Consider the following 13,979-nt stretch of genomic DNA (forward strand, 5'->3'; position numbering starts at 1 on the left):
CTCAATCTTTTTTATTATTTTTTCTTAAATATAATTAAATCATATATATCTTTATATTTATATGGAATTGACATTTTTTCTATTAATATATTCCATAATTTAATAAAGTCCTTATTTGTTATATTTTTTAATTCTTTTAAAAATTTCTCTTGAAATCTCAAGTTTTTACTATTTTTTATATAATCAACAAATTTCATTTTAACTAAACTAATCTCTTTTTCATTTAACTTATCTTTTCTCGAAAAATAAAGATAAAGTACTTCATTATTATTAATGCCATTTTCAAAAATAATTTTTCTAAAAAATGATGCAATGTAATCATATTCTAAATTATTATGAAAATTATTAGTTTTTTTATCTATAAAGGGAATAAAAACGTCTAACATATGATTTTTTTCTATAATAATTGAACGTCTTTTCATCAATTCAATTACATCTAATATTATTTTATTTTGAACTCTCTTAAATTCTTTATCTATTTCAATACTTATTCCTATATGAGGAAAATATTTTGATGTAAAATCATCTGAGTGTAAATAATTTTTTACCTTCTCTCTATATTTTAAATTTTCACTAAATTTTATAAAAAATTCATAGGATTTTTTTATAAAAGAATATACAATTTCTTTATTTAATAGAAACTTAAATAATATTTCCAACTCTTTATTTGTATATTTATTAAAAGTAAAAGTTTTAATTGTTAAACTTATTAAATTCAAATCTTCTTTTGTTATATTAAGATCAAATTCTTCTTTATCAACTAATTTTTCAACAACACCATTTTTTATATATTTATTTTTATTAATTATCAACATTTTTATTAATGGAATTATTTTATATAAATCTTTTTTAAATGTAATTCTAACAAAATTATTTTTTTTTAATTCTTTCTCATAATTAAAAAAATGATCTACATCTATCATTCCTTTTGCTAAAATCCCAACTGCATTAAAAGTAATTGTTTCTGGTACAAATTCTTTATCATTTAACACCTCTTCACTCATAACAGCTACATATTGTGCTATCCCACCACCTAATGAGTGCCCTGTTATACTTATTTTAGTATAGTCTACACTATCTAGTATTAATTTATAAAATAATAATCCTTCATCAAATTGTTTTGGTTTTTTAGCTATTCCAATAAGTAAATCTGTTTTTAAAAAATCTTTATATGCTTCTCTTATAGGATATACTTCACTCCCTCTATAAGATATAACCACTTCTTTTGTTTCAATTTTTTGAAATGCTATAGCATAAAATCCTGTTGGATTTTTAACAAGCTTATTGTATCCCGTCCTATCCATCACATCTAAAATAATAAATTTATCTAAAACATCTTCAAAATAATCATTTAATAATTCAGAATTTTTTAAATAATCCATCTTTCTAAAAAGCGAATTAGAATCCATAATTCTATTTTTATTTGTATTAAATAATTCTCTTAATGTTTTACCTTTGTCTGATTTTTCAAAATAACTATATGAAACCCCTGCAAATATTAAATACTCTTTATCAGTAATCATCTCTATCACCTATTCTTTTATTTTATTTATTATTCTACAATATTTTTATTTTCCTACATATTTTTTATTTTTTTTAAATAATATTGTACTTATTTTAAAAAATATAGTAAAATATTTTGTAATAGTATTTTATTAAAATCAAAGTTATACTCAAATAATATAGTTATTATTAATATTAGATAAAAAAATCTAATATAAAAAATTTAATATATACTAAATATAGAAAAATGTAGTAAAAGAAGGAGTAGTAAATATGATAAAAGTAGGTCATAGACAAGAATTAAAAGTAAATAATATATCAAGTATAGGTGCATATTTAGATGCTGGAACCAGTGACACAAAAGATAACATACTTTTGCCTAATAATGAATTTGTTGATTTAGATATAAAAGTAGGCGATTCTTTAAATGTACTAATATATAGAGATTCTGAAGATAGACTTATCGCTACACTTAGAGAAACAAAAGTAGTAGCCGGTAGAATAGAAAAACTTGAAGTTGTAGATAAAGCACCCATTGGAGCTTTCTTAGACTGGGGATTAAATAAAGATATTTTACTTCCAAAGGATCAACAAGAAATTGATGTAGAAATAGGCAAAAAATATTTAGTTGGATTATACGAAGATAAAAAAGGTAGATTAACTGCTACAATGAAAATATATAAATTTTTATTACCTTCTACTAAACTTAAAAAAAACGATATTACAACAGGTACAGTATATCGAATAAACAAAGATATCGGTGTTTTTGTAGCCATTGAAAATAGATATTTTGGACTTATTCCAAACTCAGAAGCAAAATATAGCGAATTTAAAATAGGCGATGAAATTACAGTAAGAGTAATTCGTGTAAGAGAAGATGGCAAAATAGATCTTAGTCCTAGACAACTGTCATACTTAGAAATTGATGAACATTCTAATATAATTTATAAATATATGGAAAATAATAACGGAATATTAAATCTTACTGATAAAAGCTCTCCTGATTCAATAAAAAAAATACTTAATATAAGTAAAAAATCATTTAAAAAAGCCATTGGAAATTTATTAAAAAATAATAAAATAATAAAAATAGAAAAAGGATTTAAAATTATAAAATAAATAATTTTATAAAATTTCAACTCTTAGTGATAAACTTTGTTTTAATAAATTCATTAAGAGTTTTTTATTTGAAATTTCTAATTAATTAAAAAGTAAAGAACCTGTTAAGCGGTTCTTTACTTTTTAATTTAGTTATTATTATTCTTTTACTCCACCTACAGTTAATCCCCCTACTAAATATCTAGATAATGATACAAACAATATTATTACTGGAATACTTGTTATTATTGCTGCTGCCGAATAAATCCCCCATGAAGTTGCAAACTGGCCTTGCATATTTACAAGTCCTACTGGTAAAGTAAGCAATTTTTTATTTGTTAATATAATTCTAGCTACTATATACTCTGACCAAGCTGTCATAAATGAAAATAAAAATGATATTGCTATTGCTGGAGTTGATAACGGTAATACAATTTTTATAAGAGCCTGTACTACATTGCATCCATCAATATATGCACTTTCTTCTAATGATTTTGGTACTGTATCAAAGTATCCTTTTAAATTCCATACTGAAAATGGAACTGCTGTAGCAATATAGGGTATTAATAGACCTAAAAATTGATTTATAAGTCCTAATTTTACTAAAAGTATATACATTGGTAATAATAACATAGGCGCTGGAAACATTTGAGTTACTAAAAATATCATCATTCCGCTTTTTCGTCCCCAAAATCTAAATCTCGAAAATGAATAAGCTGCTGATATTGATAATACTACTCCAAATGCTGCAGTTACCAAAGATATTATTAATGAATTTTTTAACCATATAAGAAGATCTTTTTCAAATAAAGCTATTCTATAATTTTCTAAAGTCCAATTATCAGGTATAAGTTTCAATGTCATTGAAAATAGTTGATCTCCAGGTCTAAGGGATACTGAAAGCACATTCAATAATGGATAAGTAGTTAAAAATGCTATTAAGATCAAAACTGTATATATCAATATAATTTTAGGCCAACTATCTGTTCTTTCAAAATATTTCTTTTTTATCTCCTTCATATTAAGCATGACTTTCATCACCTCCAATTATATTACTTTTTGCAACAAATACTACACCAAATAATAGTAATATTAAGAATATTACTACAGAATAAGCTGCTGCATATCCATATCTATAGAATTGGAAGGCTAATCTATATACATCTGTTACTAAAATTTGTGTTTCTTCATTACCAAAACCATTTGCTATTATTATTATTACATTTAGCATATTAAATGTCCATACAGTACCAAGTACAATTGATGGAGTCATTACTGGTTTTAATAACGGTAAAGTAATATTTTTAAATTGTTGCCAAGGTGTAGCACCATCTATTTCAGCTGCTTCATATAAATTTTTTGATATCGATTGTAATCCTCCTAAAGCCACCATCATCATAAAAGGAAATCCAAGCCATATATTGGTAATTATAGCTGCTAAAAACGTAAGAGAAGGTTGTGAAAGCCAATTAAGAGGTGGTATTCCTATCTTACTTAGAAATATATTTACTGCTCCAAATTTAAAGTTAAACATACCTCTCCATGTAAGAGCTGCTATATATTGTGGCATTGCCCAAGGTATTATTAAAAATACTCTTAAAAATGCTTTCCCTGGTAATTTTCTATTTAATAATACTGCTAGCCAAAGCCCTATTGTAACATGAAAAAATACATTTACCACTGTCCATATTATTGTACGAATTAATGTTTTTACTAATCTAGGATCAGTAAATACTCTTACATAATTATCAAATCCTATAAATTGAGGATGTCTAAATGTTTTTAAACTCATATTTGTAAGTGATAACCAAAATCCATATAATAAAGGATAAAAAACCATAAGTGCTAAAATTGTAAGTGCCGGTGCTATAAAGTAATAGGGTGTACTTTTTTTCATAAGTAATTGATTTGCTGTTTCCTTATTCTTCATTTCTTCCTCTCTTTCCTATTCTTTCTTTCTTAATATATTCTTTTAACCTTTTTTTTTAAATGTTTTTAAAAACAAAGAGGCTTTAAGCCTCTTTGTTTTGCTGCTATCTACTCTCTCTAAACCTTTTCTCTCTATTTCTATATTTCAAAGCTTATTATTCCCCTCTTATTGTTCTTATACCGTATTCTGCATCTTCTTGCATTTTTGCTGCTGCTTCAGCTGGAGTAAGACTTCCATTTATAACTGCTTCTAAATTTGGTCTCATAGCATCCCATATTGCTCTCATTTCTGCAACTATTGGCATTGGAGTTGTTTTTTCAATTGTAGCTATAGATGCTCTTTGTAATGGATCATTTTTAATTTCAGGTAATTCTCTAGCCGCTAATACAGACGGTGCTTGTGATTGAGCTTTTGCATATTTAGCATTATTTTCAGGTGATAATACAAAATCAAAGAATGTTGCTATCGCTTTATATTTATCTTCTTCAACAGATGAAGAAATTGAAAATCCTTTAGTAGCTGAATAGAATGTTGCATTTCCACCACCATTTGGTAAAGTTGACATAGGAGCTATTCCTAAATCGATTCCTGCATTTATATATTCTTGCCATGACCATGCACCATTTAATAAGAATGCTGCTTTCCCTTGTTTAAATAATTGAGAAGACATATCATAATCCATTCCTGCTTCTCCAAGACCATATTTATTTCTTATATCATATGCAAATTGAAGAGCTTTTACCATTGCTTCATTATTTAATGTAGGATTATAATTTTCATCCATTACTCTTCCACCGTAACCTTGATACCATCCTATAAACCAATATGGTTCTTTTTCATTATATAATAATCCATAAGTTGAATTTTCTGGATTTAACTCATCTACTTTTTGATATTTTTTAGCTATACTATAAAATTCATCCCAAGTTTTTGGAGCTTCTTTTACCATTGCTTTATTATAAAGTAGTGCTATTTGATTTCCATTCATATCTGGTATTTGATAATATTTACCATTAATTTTTCCTGCTTCTAGAGAATTTTTTTCAATTTTAGATAAAAATTCATTGCTTACTACTTCATCTACAGGTTTAATTAAATCAGATACTATAAATAATCCTATATTATCATTTGGACCATAAACAATATCAGGTCCTTGCCCTGCTAAACTAGCATTTTGAAAGTTCGTTCTTAATTCTTCATTTGGATAATGTGTAACTGTTACTTTAATGTTTGGATTTTGAGCCATAAAGTCATTTACAATTTCAGTAAATACTTCAAGTCCTGTTGGTTCCATTTGTTCCCATACTACGATTTCTTGTGATTCGTTTGAAGCTTTAGCCTTTTTCTTAAATAATCCTGCATTTGCTTCTGTTGCTAGTCCTGCTAATAATGTTGTTGCCAAAATACCTGTTAATAATTTTTTTTTCATAATCTCCTCCTTATATTTGGTAACGTTTCCAATTAACTCTAAAAAAATTTTACTGCACTACATAAATACATTTTGTAATCTATTAATATTAATACTACATTTTTTAAAAAAAATCAAGAACTTTTTTTATCAAAATAAAAAAACCTCTTATTTATATCTTTAAAATAAGCGGTTTTCAATTAAAAAAATTTTACTTATTAATCTTTGTAAAAATAATAATTTATTGTATTTGGATACGTAGCTGCTAAATTAGATTTATCAATAAGAACTTTTATATCGCTTCCATTATCTGGATACATTGAAACTCCCATTTTTAATATAAACTCTATTTTATTTCCAAAAAATATTATTTTTTTACTCTCTTCTAATATAGAATTTATATAATGTAATACTATAAGTTTAGTATTAACTCTTTTCAAATATATATATATTTGATTAGTTTCTGTTGTTGCTATAACATTATCTATAGGTATTATTTTTCTAATTTTTTTCAAAAATAAATCTATAATATAATCTTTTTTTTCAAATCCATATTTTTCAATTATTCTATTAAAATTTTCAATATTAATACTTAATATTGAAAATTTTATATCTTTATCTATATATAAATCCTTCTCTATCTCTTCAATAAAAAAATTAATACTTTTTTCTCCTGTAAGCATATTAAGACTATTATTAGTTATTTTATTATGAATATTTTCTTCAGTTAATAGAAATATTATTTTTTCATTATATTTCATAGAAGTTACTTTACAGCTATTTATATAATTATATTTTGTATGAAAATTCCAGTTAATATTATGTTTCATAGGTTCACCTTTATAATTTAATAAAAACATTGTTATAGTTTCTTTATATTCTTCTGTTATTAAATCAATTATTTTTAATGTCAATATATCTTTAGAAGAATAATTCAATTTTTTTAAAAATTCTTTACTTATTTCTAAAATATTCCATTCAAAATCTGTAGTTATAAAATATATACCTGATAAATTAAGTACTTCTATTATCTCTTCCATTTTTCCCTCCATATCTTAACTTAATAAAAGTTTAACCTATTTTTTATAAAAATTGCAAATTATTTTTTATTATTTTTAGTTTTATGCTATAATATGATAGAATTTTATCTAGAAAGGAACGTTCTTATGATTTTTATTGATGGTGTTGTTGGAGCAGGTAAGAGTACATTGGCAAAAATTTTAGCAGATGAGTTAAATATTCCATTATATAAAGAACCTGTATTTGAAAATCCAATTTTAGACAAATTTTATCATAACAAAAAAAAATATAGTTTTCCTCTTCAAATATTTCTTTTAAATAAAAGACTTAAAATGGTTAATGATGCTATGAAAACAAACGGTGTTTTTGATAGATCTATATTTTGCGATATTATTTTTGCAAATATTTTAACTGAAGATGGAGATATGCTTAAAGAGGAATTAGAATTATACAAAGAAGTTAGTGAAAATTTATTATCTCATATAACTTTACCAGAACTTACTATATATTTAGAAATTTCTACTGATAATGCAATAAATAGAATAAAACAAAGAGGAAGAGATTTTGAACTTTTAATGCCTAGAGATTACTGGGAAAAATTAAATATTCATTATAGAAACTATTTCAAAAATTATAATAAAAGTAAACTACTTATAATAAATGTTGATAATTTAGATATAGTAAATAATGAAATTGATAGAAAAAAAATATTAGAGAAAATTAAAAAAAATCTATAATATATTTCAAAATAAAAAGCTGGTTTCTAAGATAAGAAACCAGCTTTTTATTTTAGTAATATAAATAATCATTAAAATTAGTATTATTTGACTCTTTTCTATTTTTAAACTCTTTTATTAAACTACAATCACTAATAAAAAGGTTTAAAATATCACTTAAAGTTTCATTTTTTTCTTTTCTATGTCTAAATTCTTCTATAATATCTATCATCATTTTTATCACCCTCCTACTATTTCTTTAATAAGACTATACTCTATTTTGTTCATTTTTTCAATACTAAAAATAAAAAAATACTATATTATTATAACTATCTATACAGTTTATCATAATAATATATTATATATATCATTATATAGTAATTACTTTCTATTGTTTTATACTTATTAAATCAAGTATAATACTATAAATAAGTAATACCAAGTAAGAAGGTGATTAACATGAAGTATAATTATTTAAATAAATATCTAAATAATCTTCCCTTTTTAAAATACTTAGATGATTTAGAACTTATTTATTTTCTATCTATTTCAAAGGATATATCAAAAATTGAAAATAATAAAATTGCTGAAAAAAATTATGAAATTATTTTAAATGAACTTTTTGAAAAAATAAAACAAGAAAACATCATATATTTTTATGAAATAATGGACTTTTATCAATATGAGATAGATAGAAATCCAAAAAAAGTAGAAAATTATTTAAATGATTTACTAAAAAAAATAGAAATTATATCTAAAAACTATAATAAAAAATATATAATAATAAATCAAGAGTAAATTTTAATCTCTTGATTTATTTGAATAATTCTTTTATTTCTTTTGAATAATCTCTCCCCTCATGTGTTATAAGTGGTGGTAGTATTTTTAATCCTTTTTCTGCATTTTTCATACCTTCAATAACAATTATTTTAGATTCTCTCTCCAATTTTGAATGACAAAATCTAAGTCGTTTTGGAGTTAATTTATATTTTGAAAATATTTCTAAAATTTCTTCTAATCTATCAGCCCTATGAACCATAGCAAAATATCCTCTTTCTCTCAATATATTCGAAGCAGCCTTCACTATTTCTTCTAATGTTATACTTATTTCATGTCTAGCTAATGTTAATTGATCTAAGTTATTTAATTGTTTTTTATTTCCATCAAATTTAAAAAATGGTGGATTACTAATAACCGCATCAAAACTTTGATATTCAAAAAAATCATTCCATTTTTTTATATCACCATGTATTATCTCTATTCTTTTATCCAGTTGATTTAACAAAATATTTCTTTTTGCTAAATCAACTGATGTTTCTTGCAATTCTAATCCATATATTTTAGCAGTGCATCTTCTTGATAAAAGAAGTGGTATCACTCCATTACCTGTACCTAAATCTAATATTTTTTTAACACCTCTATTTATTGTTAAAAAATGTGATATCACTACTGAATCTAAAGAAAAATTTAAATAATCATTTCTTTGAATTATTTTCATTCCTTCTATATTAAGCAAGTCAATTAATACTTCATTTTCATGTTTTAAAATCTCTTTCAACTTATTCCTCCACATATTTTTATTATACTCTTTTTTAAATTTATTAAATTATAACAAATTTATAAATTTTTTTTAATTATTTTATATAAAAAACAAAAAAGACTCTATCTCTTTCATGAAATAAAGTCTTTAAAATATAAAAAACTATAATTTTATTTTACCATGCAATGTAGCAACCATCACCGCTTTTATTGTATGTACTCTATTTTCTGCTTCATCAAAAACAAGTGATTTTTCTGATTCAAATACTTCATCTGTTACTTCCATACATTCTAATCCATATTTATTGTATATTTTCTGCCCAATTTTTGTATTTAAATCATGAAAAGACGGTAAACAATGTAAAAATATAGCATTTTTATTTGCCATATCCATTATTTTTTTATTTACTTGATATGGTTTAAGAAGTTTTATTCTTTTATCCCAGACCTCTTCTGGCTCTCCCATTGATACCCATACATCTGTATAAATTATATTAGATTCTTTTGTAGCTTCCTCTATATTTTCAGTTAATTGTATACTACTTGTTTTAGCTAAATCTTTTACTTCATTAATTAATTTTTCTTCTGGCCATAATTCTCTTGGTGCTGCTAATCTAAAGTTAATTCCTACTTTAGCACAACCAATCATCAATGAATTCGCCATATTATTTCTTCCATCTCCAAAATATGTAAAATTCAATCCTTCTAATTTACCAAAATGTTCTTTTATTGTAAGTAAATCAGCCAATACTTGTGTAGGATGAAATTCTGTAGTAAGTCCATTCCACACAGGAACCTTTGAATATTCAGCCAATGTTTCTACTATTTCTTGAGTATACCCCCTATATTCTATACCATCATACATTCTTCCCAATACTCTAGCTGTATCTTTTATTGATTCTTTTTTCCCTATTTGAGAACCACTAGAACCAATATAAGTAACATTTGCTCCTTGATCATATGCTCCTACTTCAAAAGCACATCTTGTTCTTGTAGAGTCTTTTTCAAATAAAAGTACAATATTCTTATTCTTCAAATATTTTTCTTCTTTTCCATTTTTTTTGTCTGTTTTTAATTTTTTAGCTAATTCAATAAGATAAAAAATTTCTTCTTTTGTATAATCTAAAAGTGTTAAAAAACTTCTTCCTTTCATAGTAACATAATCCCCCTTAATTTTAGAAATGGCTGGCAAAGCCAGCCAAAACTTTATTTTATTTCATCCATTATTACTGCACAAGATGCATCACCAGTTATATTTACTGCTGTTCTCATCATATCAAATACTCTATCAACTCCAAACAATAATGGTAAAGCTTGTATTGGAAGTCCTGCAGATAATAATACTGCTACTACAAGTAAAGAAGGTCCCGGAACTCCTGCTTGTCCTATTGAACCTATTGTAGCTGTTATTATTATTGCTATATATTGAGGAAACCCTAATGTTATCCCATACATTTGTGCAAAAAACATAGCTACAAGTGCATAATAAATTGCATTTCCATCCATATTTATAGTAGCACCTAATGGTAATACAAAAGATGTTGTTTCATTTGACACTTCTAAATCTTCTTCACATACTTCAAAAGTAACAGGTAATGTTGCCATCGAAGATGATGTTGATAACGCAACTATTTGTGCTTTTGATATCTTTTTTATAAAATTTATTGGTGATTTTTTTGAAAATGTTTTTACTAATGTTGGATATACTCCAAATGTTTGTATTAATAAAGTTATTGTATATACTAGTAATAATTTTACTACAAGAGCTAATATATCATATCCAAATGTTCCTACCGCATCAGCCATAAGTCCAAATACACCAATTGGAGCAATTATCATAACTTTCATTATCATCCATATCATTGCTTCATTTAATCCTGTAAGTACAGTTAAAACTGGTTCTCTTTTCTCTTTTGATATTGCTGAAAGCCCTATTCCTAAAAATAAACTAAAAAATAATATTTGTAAAATATTTCCTGTTACTAAAGAATTTATAGGATTAGTTGGTATAATTCCTATTAATGTATCCCAAAATCCTGCTATTTCTCCTTTATCAGCTAAACTTCCTGCCATATCTAAAAATTCTTTTGGTAATGCTGCTTCACTTAGTCCAAGTCCTGGTTTAAATATTCCTCCCATTATAAGTCCTAATGTTACAGCTACTGCTGTAGTTCCTAAATAATAAACAAATGTTCCAATCCCAATTTTACCCGCTGATTTAGTTCCGCCTAATGACGATGCACCTAAAATTATAGATACTGTAACTAAAGGTATTACAAGCATTTTAATTAGCGAAATAAAAACGTGTCCTAATGGAGCAAAAATTGTCGCTTTTGGTCCCATTACTGCTCCTACAATAATTCCTAAAATCATTGCTATTAAAATAGCTACTCCTAAATTAATCTTACCTTTTTTCATAATAAAATCATCACCTTTCACACTAGAATATACAAAAATTATATAATTTTTATAGCTTTTTTCAAATATATTATTTAAATCTAAATAATATATTTTATATATAATCATATTTATACATCTGATTACTAAAGTTTTTTTATATATTTATCGAAAATAATTAGTGAATATAATTGCTTTTTTTTGGTTTATTCTATATAATAAAGCTATGAAATATATTTACATTTTAAGGAGGATAGTAATGAAAAAAATATTACTTATATTTTCAGCTATAATGCTTTATTCTAATTTAGCGTTCTCTGCTGTTGAAAATCTTTCTACAGGAGATGTTTATCTTTTTGGAGAAAGTAATAATAATAATTTAACAGTACAAGATAATCAAGAAACTCTTGCATTAGATGAATTTGATATACAAAATAACACACAATCTAGTGCTACTGCTACTACTGATAGATTTCAAATAGGAATTGCTTTAACCACAGGAAAAAGAGAATATAAAGAGATGGCTAAATTTGAATTTATGCCTTTATTTGATATAAAATATAAACAATTTTATTTAGATAAAACAGTAGCCGGAATTTATATAATTCAAAATGAAGAAATAAAAGTATCCCTTGTAGGAGAATACAATATGGCATCATATGATGCGAGTAAATTACCTTCACCATATAATATTATAATGAACAATAGAGATAATGAAATTCATGGCGGTTTTGGTATAACATTTACACCTATTACTGATAATAATATAGAATTTAATCTCAGACTTACTCGTGATTTTGTGGGAAAAAGTAATGGTTTTAAAACATATATAGAAGCTATTAGAACAATACCTTATACTCAAAGTATTATCTTAAAACCAAAGGTTTTATATACTTTTATGAATAGAGACTATATCAATTATTACTATGGTGTAACAAGTAGTGAAGCAGCTAAAGACACTGATGTTACTGCTTATTCTGCTCAAACTTCAGGATATAAATTTGGTTTTGGATTTGATTTAGATTATCAAATAAGTAGAACTTTTACTATAAAATCCTTTAATAAAATAGAGTGGCATTCTAATGAAATAACTGAAAGTCCTATTACAGAAGATTTAAGTATTGAAATAGGCGGAGGATTTGTTTTATCTTTATAATAATTGTCAAAAATAAAAGATCTGATTTGAAATTCAAATCAGATCTTTTATTTTTTGAGATGTTGATTCTCTTATCTGAAGTGTTACAGGTAATATTACATGCTGTTTAAACCCTTCTTTATCATTTATTTCTCTTATTAAAAGCTCCATTCCTCTAGAACCCATTACATATCTAGGTTGTCTCATTGTTGTTATTGCTGGATAAAAATATTTTGTAGTTTCTATATCATCAAATCCTACAATTGATATATCCTCTGGTATTCTAAGTCCACTTTGTAATATAGCTCGAGATGCTCCAAGCGCTATTAAATCCGAGTAACTAAATATTGCTGTTGGTCTCTCTTCAAGTTTTAATATTTTTTGCATGGTTTCATATCCACTTTGATAACTTTGTTCACACTCAAAAACCAAATCATCATTAAATTCTATTCCATTTTTTTCTAAAGCCCTTCTATACCCTTTTATTCTTGGCATTGCAGAATTTTTATCATCTTTATTTATAGTAAGCATCGCTATTTTTTTATGTTTTAATTCACAAAGATAAGTTACTGCTTCAAAAGCAGCTGTTTCATTATCAATATTTATACTTGAAAATACTTCTGTTGTATCTTTTCTTTTAAAATTTGTTCCTGTAGAAATAAGTACTACTGGTATATTAGCATCTAAAAGTTTATTTTGTATCTCTTCTGTTAGTGTCCCTCCTAAATATATTATACCATCTACTTTTTTTTCACACATCATTTGGATAGATTCTAATATTCTATCTTCATATTTTCTTGTATTATTCAAAAAAATGCTATAACCATATTCATTTGCTGTATCCTCTATTCCTTCTACTATATCTGAATAAAAAGCACTAGATAATTCAATTAATATCACTCCTATTGTTCTTGTACTTTTACTTTTTAAGCTTCTAGCAATATTATTCGGTGTATAATTTAATTCTCTCATAGCATCTAAAACTTTTCTTCTTGTTGAATCTTTTACATTTGGATGTTCATTCAAAACTCGAGAAGCAGTTCCTATTCCTACTCCAGCTAATTTAGCTACATCTTTTAATTTAACAATTTTACTCATAATTTATCTCCTTAAACTAATAGTAAATTTTATATTTTAAAATAATTTTGGAAATTTTCAAATAAAAATCCACATACAAAATCAAAGAAACGTTTCCATTTTTTATTTCATTATTGATTATACTATAAACAATTT

At 24.9% G+C, this 13,979-nt stretch carries 14 protein-coding genes; 4 read left to right on the plus strand and 10 right to left on the minus strand.

Annotation, left to right across the window (positions count from 1 at the left end):
• Nucleotides 1–14: 14 nt before the first annotated feature.
• Entirely contained in the window at nucleotides 15–1,523 is a 1,509-nt protein-coding gene (locus tag EV215_RS00315; RefSeq protein ID WP_134111807.1) for a Tle-like phospholipase domain-containing protein, read from the minus strand.
• Between the two features lie 253 nt (nucleotides 1,524–1,776).
• Between EV215_RS00315 and EV215_RS00320 the strand changes: the two genes are divergently transcribed.
• Entirely contained in the window at nucleotides 1,777–2,622 is an 846-nt protein-coding gene (locus EV215_RS00320; RefSeq protein WP_134111808.1) for a CvfB family protein, read from the plus strand.
• Between the two features lie 138 nt (nucleotides 2,623–2,760).
• Here the strand turns inward: EV215_RS00320 and EV215_RS00325 are convergent, their stop codons facing one another.
• From EV215_RS00325 to EV215_RS00340, 4 genes are all read right to left on the minus strand, one after another.
• A complete protein-coding gene (locus tag EV215_RS00325) occupies nucleotides 2,761–3,630 on the minus strand; it encodes a sugar ABC transporter permease (RefSeq protein ID WP_208320302.1) in 870 nt (289 codons plus the stop codon).
• Nucleotides 3,623–4,531 carry a carbohydrate ABC transporter permease gene (locus EV215_RS00330; RefSeq protein ID WP_134111809.1) on the minus strand — a complete coding sequence of 303 codons (909 nt, stop codon included), beginning with the start codon at nucleotides 4,529–4,531 and terminating at the stop codon, nucleotides 3,623–3,625. The genes EV215_RS00325 and EV215_RS00330 overlap by 8 nt, the downstream gene beginning before the upstream one ends.
• A gap of 154 nt (nucleotides 4,532–4,685) precedes the next feature.
• Complete coding sequence (locus EV215_RS00335) at nucleotides 4,686–5,960, minus strand: extracellular solute-binding protein (RefSeq protein ID WP_134111810.1); 1,275 nt, start codon at nucleotides 5,958–5,960, stop codon at nucleotides 4,686–4,688.
• A gap of 197 nt (nucleotides 5,961–6,157) precedes the next feature.
• Complete coding sequence (locus EV215_RS00340; protein ID WP_166667286.1) at nucleotides 6,158–6,979, minus strand: diguanylate cyclase domain-containing protein; 822 nt, start codon at nucleotides 6,977–6,979, stop codon at nucleotides 6,158–6,160.
• Between the two features lie 93 nt (nucleotides 6,980–7,072).
• Between EV215_RS00340 and EV215_RS00345 the strand changes: the two genes are divergently transcribed.
• Nucleotides 7,073–7,696 carry a deoxynucleoside kinase gene (locus EV215_RS00345; RefSeq protein ID WP_208320303.1) on the plus strand — a complete coding sequence of 208 codons (624 nt, stop codon included), beginning with the start codon at nucleotides 7,073–7,075 and terminating at the stop codon, nucleotides 7,694–7,696.
• Between the two features lie 52 nt (nucleotides 7,697–7,748).
• Here EV215_RS00345 and EV215_RS10440 read toward each other — a convergent pair whose 3' ends face one another.
• The gene (locus EV215_RS10440) at nucleotides 7,749–7,910 is read right to left on the minus strand and encodes a hypothetical protein (RefSeq protein ID WP_166667287.1); all 162 of its coding nucleotides are present in this window, start codon (nucleotides 7,908–7,910) and stop codon (nucleotides 7,749–7,751) included.
• 224 nt (nucleotides 7,911–8,134) lie between these two features.
• Between EV215_RS10440 and EV215_RS00350 the strand changes: the two genes are divergently transcribed.
• A complete protein-coding gene (locus tag EV215_RS00350; protein WP_134111813.1) occupies nucleotides 8,135–8,473 on the plus strand; it encodes a hypothetical protein in 339 nt (112 codons plus the stop codon).
• A 16-nt stretch (nucleotides 8,474–8,489) separates the two neighbouring features.
• Here the strand turns inward: EV215_RS00350 and EV215_RS00355 are convergent, their stop codons facing one another.
• The 3 genes from EV215_RS00355 to EV215_RS00365 all read right to left on the minus strand — a co-directional run bounded on the left by EV215_RS00355 (nucleotide 8,490) and on the right by EV215_RS00365 (nucleotide 11,632).
• The gene (locus EV215_RS00355; protein WP_371682577.1) at nucleotides 8,490–9,173 is read right to left on the minus strand and encodes a tRNA1(Val) (adenine(37)-N6)-methyltransferase; all 684 of its coding nucleotides are present in this window, start codon (nucleotides 9,171–9,173) and stop codon (nucleotides 8,490–8,492) included.
• A 204-nt stretch (nucleotides 9,174–9,377) separates the two neighbouring features.
• On the minus strand, nucleotides 9,378–10,367 hold the full coding sequence (gene argF, locus EV215_RS00360) for an ornithine carbamoyltransferase (protein WP_134111815.1): 990 nt from the start codon (nucleotides 10,365–10,367) through the stop codon (nucleotides 9,378–9,380).
• 53 nt (nucleotides 10,368–10,420) lie between these two features.
• A complete protein-coding gene (locus EV215_RS00365) occupies nucleotides 10,421–11,632 on the minus strand; it encodes a dicarboxylate/amino acid:cation symporter (protein WP_134111816.1) in 1,212 nt (403 codons plus the stop codon).
• 238 nt (nucleotides 11,633–11,870) lie between these two features.
• On the opposite strand from EV215_RS00365, the gene EV215_RS00370 reads away from it, so the two are divergent.
• On the plus strand, nucleotides 11,871–12,767 hold the full coding sequence (locus tag EV215_RS00370; RefSeq protein WP_166667288.1) for a MipA/OmpV family protein: 897 nt from the start codon (nucleotides 11,871–11,873) through the stop codon (nucleotides 12,765–12,767).
• Nucleotides 12,768–12,800: 33 nt separating this feature from the next.
• Here EV215_RS00370 and EV215_RS00375 read toward each other — a convergent pair whose 3' ends face one another.
• Entirely contained in the window at nucleotides 12,801–13,844 is a 1,044-nt protein-coding gene (locus EV215_RS00375) for a LacI family DNA-binding transcriptional regulator (protein ID WP_134111818.1), read from the minus strand.
• Nucleotides 13,845–13,979 lie beyond the last annotated feature (135 nt).

The sequence above is a fragment of the Hypnocyclicus thermotrophus genome, from assembly GCF_004365575.1.
Taxonomy (GTDB): Bacteria; Fusobacteriota; Fusobacteriia; order Fusobacteriales; family Fusobacteriaceae; genus Hypnocyclicus; species Hypnocyclicus thermotrophus.

What these genes read in the sequence shown, in the direction of transcription:
- EV215_RS00330 (WP_134111809.1), bottom strand. Translation starts at nt 4,531, where the DNA reads ATGAAGAATAAGGAAACAGCAAATCAATTACTTATGAAAAAAAGTACA.
- EV215_RS00340 (WP_166667286.1), bottom strand. Translation starts at nt 6,979, where the DNA reads ATGGAAGAGATAATAGAAGTACTTAATTTATCAGGTATATATTTTATA.
- EV215_RS00325 (WP_208320302.1), bottom strand. Translation starts at nt 3,630, where the DNA reads ATGCTTAATATGAAGGAGATAAAAAAGAAATATTTTGAAAGAACAGAT.
- EV215_RS10440 (WP_166667287.1), bottom strand. Translation starts at nt 7,910, where the DNA reads ATGATGATAGATATTATAGAAGAATTTAGACATAGAAAAGAAAAAAAT.
- argF (WP_134111815.1), bottom strand. Translation starts at nt 10,367, where the DNA reads ATGAAAGGAAGAAGTTTTTTAACACTTTTAGATTATACAAAAGAAGAA.
- EV215_RS00365 (WP_134111816.1), bottom strand. Translation starts at nt 11,632, where the DNA reads ATGAAAAAAGGTAAGATTAATTTAGGAGTAGCTATTTTAATAGCAATG.
- EV215_RS00315 (WP_134111807.1), bottom strand. Translation starts at nt 1,523, where the DNA reads ATGATTACTGATAAAGAGTATTTAATATTTGCAGGGGTTTCATATAGT.
- EV215_RS00370 (WP_166667288.1), top strand. Translation starts at nt 11,871, where the DNA reads ATGAAAAAAATATTACTTATATTTTCAGCTATAATGCTTTATTCTAAT.
- EV215_RS00355 (WP_371682577.1), bottom strand. Translation starts at nt 9,173, where the DNA reads ATGAAAATAATTCAAAGAAATGATTATTTAAATTTTTCTTTAGATTCA.
- EV215_RS00345 (WP_208320303.1), top strand. Translation starts at nt 7,073, where the DNA reads ATGATAGAATTTTATCTAGAAAGGAACGTTCTTATGATTTTTATTGAT.
- EV215_RS00350 (WP_134111813.1), top strand. Translation starts at nt 8,135, where the DNA reads ATGAAGTATAATTATTTAAATAAATATCTAAATAATCTTCCCTTTTTA.
- EV215_RS00375 (WP_134111818.1), bottom strand. Translation starts at nt 13,844, where the DNA reads ATGAGTAAAATTGTTAAATTAAAAGATGTAGCTAAATTAGCTGGAGTA.
- EV215_RS00320 (WP_134111808.1), top strand. Translation starts at nt 1,777, where the DNA reads ATGATAAAAGTAGGTCATAGACAAGAATTAAAAGTAAATAATATATCA.
- EV215_RS00335 (WP_134111810.1), bottom strand. Translation starts at nt 5,960, where the DNA reads ATGAAAAAAAAATTATTAACAGGTATTTTGGCAACAACATTATTAGCA.